Source organism: Paenibacillus sp. OT2-17 (genome assembly GCF_009827695.1).
GTDB lineage: Bacteria > Bacillota > Bacilli > Paenibacillales > Paenibacillaceae > Paenibacillus > Paenibacillus polymyxa_B.
Genome location: NZ_WUDQ01000241.1, coordinates 1 through 5319 on the forward strand (window position 1 = coordinate 1; position 5319 = coordinate 5319).

At 46.2% G+C, this 5319-nt stretch carries 4 protein-coding genes and 1 pseudogene; all 5 read left to right on the forward strand.

Going from position 1 to position 5319, the window contains the following annotated elements; genetic code table 11:
- Positions 1-197: pseudogene (gene sucC / locus GRP75_RS18490) on the forward strand (succinate--CoA ligase subunit beta); the annotation flags it as partial.
- Positions 198-246: 49 nt separating this feature from the next.
- Positions 247-1176 carry a succinate--CoA ligase subunit alpha gene (gene sucD / locus GRP75_RS18495; protein WP_025723280.1) on the forward strand — a complete coding sequence of 310 codons (930 nt, stop codon included), beginning with the start codon at positions 247-249 and terminating at the stop codon, positions 1174-1176.
- 227 nt (positions 1177-1403) lie between these two features.
- Complete coding sequence (gene dprA / locus GRP75_RS18500) at positions 1404-2522, forward strand: DNA-processing protein DprA (RefSeq protein ID WP_023988183.1); 1119 nt, start codon at positions 1404-1406, stop codon at positions 2520-2522.
- A 286-nt stretch (positions 2523-2808) separates the two neighbouring features.
- A complete protein-coding gene (gene topA / locus GRP75_RS18505; RefSeq protein ID WP_160790004.1) occupies positions 2809-4911 on the forward strand; it encodes a type I DNA topoisomerase in 2103 nt (700 codons plus the stop codon).
- 27 nt (positions 4912-4938) lie between these two features.
- On the forward strand, positions 4939-5319 hold a 381-nt coding region (locus GRP75_RS18510; RefSeq protein ID WP_160790005.1), incomplete at its 3' end, for an FAD-dependent oxidoreductase.

Here is a 5319-nt window from a genome sequence, read left to right on the forward strand (position 1 = left end):
TTATGCAGTGTGACATCATTGCGAACGGCGTCGTGGAGGCTGCCAAACAGTTGGGGCTGACTCGTCCGCTTGTTGTCCGTCTTGAAGGGACGAATGTTGAGCTCGGCAAACAGATTTTAGCGGAATCCGGTTTGAATATCGTGGCAGCCGATTCCATGGCGGATGGCGCCCAAAAAATCGTCGAACTTGTTCAATAGCCTGTTTGCATTCCGATATGCCGAATAAACGATAGGGGATGTGAAGATCGTGAGTATTTTGGTCGATAAGCATACAAAGGTGATTACACAGGGGATTACGGGAAAAACGGCGTTGTTTCATGCCAAGGGTGCACTTGATTACGGTACACAAATGGTAGGTGGCACCTCTCCAGGTAAGGGAGGCACCGAGGTAGAAATTACACTGGAGAACGGACAACAGGTCAAATTGCCAGTGTTTAATACAGTGAGCGAAGCCAAGGAAGCTACTGGCGCTACAGCGAGCGTGATTTACGTGCCACCAGCTTTTGCCGCAGATTCCATTTTGGAGGCTGTAGATGCGGAATTAGATCTCGTGATTTGTATCACGGAGGGCATTCCGGTGCTTGATATGATCAGGGTCAAACGTTTTATGGAAGGTAAAAAGACCGTTCTGATTGGCCCTAACTGCCCGGGCGTTATTACGCCAGGAGAATGTAAAATCGGTATTATGCCAGGTTACATTCATCTACCAGGTCATGTAGGCGTTGTGTCACGTAGTGGTACTTTGACCTATGAAGCAGTGCATCAGTTAACGACCCGAGGTATAGGACAATCTTCTGCGGTTGGTATTGGCGGTGACCCCGTTAAAGGTTCAGAATTCATTGATATTTTGCAACGCTTCAATGAGGACCCCAACACTCATGCTGTCATTATGATCGGAGAAATTGGTGGTACAGCCGAGGAAGAAGCTGCCGAGTGGATCAGGGATAATATGACGAAGCCGGTGGTTGGTTTTATCGGTGGTGTGACTGCGCCTCCAGGCAAACGGATGGGGCATGCAGGTGCCATTATTTCTGGCGGAAAAGGAACGGCCAAAGAGAAAATTGCCACGCTTGAAGCCTGCGGGATCAAGGTGGCACCGACTCCTTCCGAAATGGGCTCGACACTGGTAAGTGTGCTGGAAGCACGTGGTATTTTGAATTTGTGTACGACACATTAAATCGTGTTCCTTCATTAATATACAGGCCATAAAACTGCATCGAAATTTGCCGCAGGCTAGTGTATAATGAAAGAAAGGTAAGCAACCTTTTTATCTTCTGAAACAGGGGATGAAAAGGTTGCTTTTTTTGCGTTAAGACAGGCTTGTCAGGGAAACGCTTGCAAAATGATTCATTGTGCCACAAAATAAGGGAGGGTTCACTCTTCCGTGAATGGGGGAACCATAGTTTGGAAGAAAGATGGCTTTTGTTAGGCTTACATGAGTTAGAGGGAATCGGAAGAAAAACAATTCAGCGTATTTGGTCGAGTGACTATCAATTGCATGAGCTACTGCATTTTAGCGAACAGAAGTGGATCGAGATAGGGTTAAGCCCTGCTCAGGCACGCATTGCGGCTCAGTGTTATGATGAAGAATGGGTGCATGAACGATATCAGCGAGTTCAATCCGGTGATATTGGAACGGTAACTTATGTGGACGAGGATTATCCCCTATTAATGAAGGAAACAGTTGACCCACCTTGGGTAATGTATACAAAAGGGGATAAATCACTTTTGCATACATGTTCTATAGCCATGGTAGGAACCCGCGTTCCCACCGCTTATGGACGTAGAGCAGCGGAGATACTAACAGAGGGATTATGTAATGCAGGGATTACAATCGTTAGCGGATTGGCGAGAGGGATTGACAGTATTTGTCACGAAACAGCCCTGCGTCGGGGAGGAAACACGATTGGTGTACTGGGAACAGCGATTGATCAAATTTATCCTCCCCAAAATGCGTCTTTATTTGCAGAGATGGCTAGCAATGGCTTGATCTTATCAGAGTATCCTCCAGGCACAAGGTCGCATCCAGGAATGTTTCCACAACGTAATCGGATTATAGCCGGTCTAACGAAGGGAACGCTTGTTGTCGAAGCAGATGCAAGAAGCGGCTCCTTGATTACCGCTGATGCTGCACTGGAGGCAAATCGAGATGTGTTTGCTGTTCCCGGACCCATTACGTCACCGAAGAGTAGAGGTACGCTGAGCTTGATTAAGCAAGGGGCAAAAACGGTCACTGAAGCTTCGGATATTATTGAGGAGTATGAAGCAGATTTGCGTACAAGGGAGGTTTCTTCATACAATAGAGAGCAGAGTCTTAATCTGAAGGAGGTCTCCAAAGTGCCAGAAAGTGAGACTTCTGAGGAAAACCGTGTCATACTGTTGCTTGAACAGGGAACCATGACACTGGATGAACTGCTTGATGCTACGGCATGGGATTTTGGACTTTTACACGCAGTTCTGTTATCGTTAATCATAAAAAAAAGGATCGCCCAGCTAGCGGGCACAAAATACAAGCTTATTTAGTAGTTGTTTTTGCAAAGTCCTTAGTTAGTAAATGCACAAATTCAATTTTAAACATCAGGTGGAGGGCAGTATGGCATTCATCCGCGTCGCGGATTCCTACTCCTTCCCCACTTCCTGAAATGTGTTGACATTATGACTCGCAGCAGCGGAGCAGATGGAATTTTTCTGAAGAATCTCAGCGATCCGGAAGAATGACCAATCTGTGAAGCTCTCTATCGCGTCATAACTCACCACATTTCAGGAAGTCTATCATATTCATGTGTGTAATTGAGAGGAGGAAGAGCCTATGGCGGATTCACTCGTCATCGTGGAATCGCCTTCCAAGGCGAAGACGATCGGCAAATACTTAGGCAGCAAATATATCGTCAAGGCTTCTATGGGTCATATCAGGGATTTACCGAAGAGTCAGATCGGCGTAGAGGTCGAAAATGATTTTAATCCCAAATACATTACCATTCGAGGTAAAGGCTCAATTCTAAAAGAATTAAAGGATGCCCGAAAAAAAGTAAAAAAAGTATATCTGGCGGCTGACCCGGATCGCGAAGGTGAGGCTATTGCCTGGCATCTGGCACATGCGCTGGAACTGGACGATACAGCAGATTGCCGTGTTGTATTTAATGAAATTACGAAGCAGGCTGTCAAAGATGCTTTTAAAACACCACGTAAAATCAATATGGATTTGGTCAATGCTCAGCAGGCACGACGGATACTGGATCGACTTGTTGGCTACAAAATCAGCCCGTTGCTCTGGAAAAAGGTAAAAAAGGGCCTATCCGCTGGGCGTGTGCAGTCGGTTGCGGTGAAAATTATTTTGGACCGGGAAAACGAGATCAGTGAGTTTGTACCGGAAGAATACTGGACGATTACAGCTAAACTAGCTATTAAAGACAGTACCTTTGAAGCGAAATTTCATAAGCTGCGCGGTGAAAAGAAAGAACTCTCTAGCGAAGCGGATGTACAGGAAGTGTTGGAAGCTATCGGAAAATCGTCCTACAAGGTACGCGATGTTAAAGAGAAAGAGCGTTTACGCAATCCTTCTCCTCCATTCACAACAAGTTCCTTGCAGCAGGAGGCGGCTCGGAAGCTCAACTTCCGTGCATCTAAAACGATGTCTGTAGCTCAGCAGCTATATGAGGGTGTGGATTTAGGTAAAGAAGGGACCGTGGGTCTGATTACGTATATGCGTACGGATTCCACACGGATCGCCGCTTCAGCTCAAGAGGAAGCGAAAGAATTAATTATTCAAAAATATGGCGAAGCTTTTGTACCTGAAACTCCTCGTCAATATTCAAAAAAAGCGGCCAACGCCCAGGATGCGCATGAAGCGATTCGTCCAACCTCTGCGTTACGCGATCCGGAAACAGTTAAGCCGTTTATGAGTCGGGATCAGTTCCGTTTGTACAAATTGGTATGGGAACGTTTCATGGCCAGCCAGATGGCGTCTGCTATTATGGATACTTTGTCCGTAGATATTGAAGCGGGTGAGACGATATTCCGGGCAGCAGGTTCTAAGGTTCGTTTTCCAGGTTTCATGAAAGTGTATGTAGAGGGAAATGACGACGGTAAAACCGAAGAAGATAAACTGCTGCCACCACTTCATCCAGGCGATAAATTAAAAAAAGAAGCGGTTGAGCCGAAGCAGCATTTTACACAACCGCCTCCCCGTTATACGGAAGCGCGACTGGTGAAGACGCTGGAAGAACTGGGTATAGGACGTCCAAGTACGTATGCACCAACGCTGGAAACCATTCAGAAACGTGGGTACGTTGCTATTGAAGAGAAGAAGTTTTTCCCTACAGAGCTGGGCGAATTGGTCATCGAACAGATGGAGGAGTTCTTCCCAGAGATTCTGAATGTGGAGTTTACAGCTAATATGGAAGGTGATCTTGACCACGTCGAAGAAGGCGAAGGTAATTGGGTCAAGGTGTTGAGTGACTTTTACGAGTCATTCGAGAAGCGACTTGAAGTGGCTGAAGAAGAAATGAAAGAAATTGAAATAAAAGATGAAGTATCCGATGTCATTTGTGATAAGTGTGGCAGCCAAATGGTGTATAAGCTTGGCCGATTTGGTAAATTCCTGGCCTGTTCTGCTTTTCCAGATTGCCGTAACACAAAGCCAATTGTTAAGGATATCGGGATTAATTGTCCTACATGCGGTGAGGGTCATGTCGTCGAACGACGGAGTAAAAAGGGACGTGTCTTCTATGGATGTGACCGCTACCCGGAATGTGATTTTGTTTCCTGGGATAAACCGTCCATTAAGCCTTGCCCAAGTTGCAGTAGCCTAATGGTCGAAAAACGTACAAAACAAGGAACGAAGCTCAACTGTACTGTCTGCGATCACAGCGAAATGCTGGAAGAGAGCGATGAGAGCGTAGAGACTTCTTAAGAACAACAATAGCAGGGGGATTTAAACGTGAGTGAACTACAAAAGGTAACGGTCATCGGAGCAGGTTTGGCGGGCAGCGAAGCTGCCTGGCAAATTGCAAGCCGTGGAGTGCCAGTTAAGTTATATGAAATGAGGCCGGTTGTAAAAACACCAGCACATCATACAGATAAATTTGCCGAACTGGTATGCAGTAATTCCTTGCGGGCAAACGGCCTAACGAATGCAGTAGGCGTACTGAAGGAAGAGATGAGAATACTGAACTCCTTGATTCTGAGTGCAGCAGATCGTCATGCTGTTCCGGCTGGCGGTGCATTGGCAGTGGATCGTGACGGATTTTCCGGTCATATTACTGATACGCTTCATCAACACCCTTTGATCGAGGTTGTTAATGAAGAGCTTCAGGAAATC

Coding starts and splice junctions, on each gene's coding strand:
- topA (WP_160790004.1), top strand. CDS start 2,809: ATGGCGGATTCACTCGTCATCGTGGAATCGCCTTCCAAGGCGAAGACG.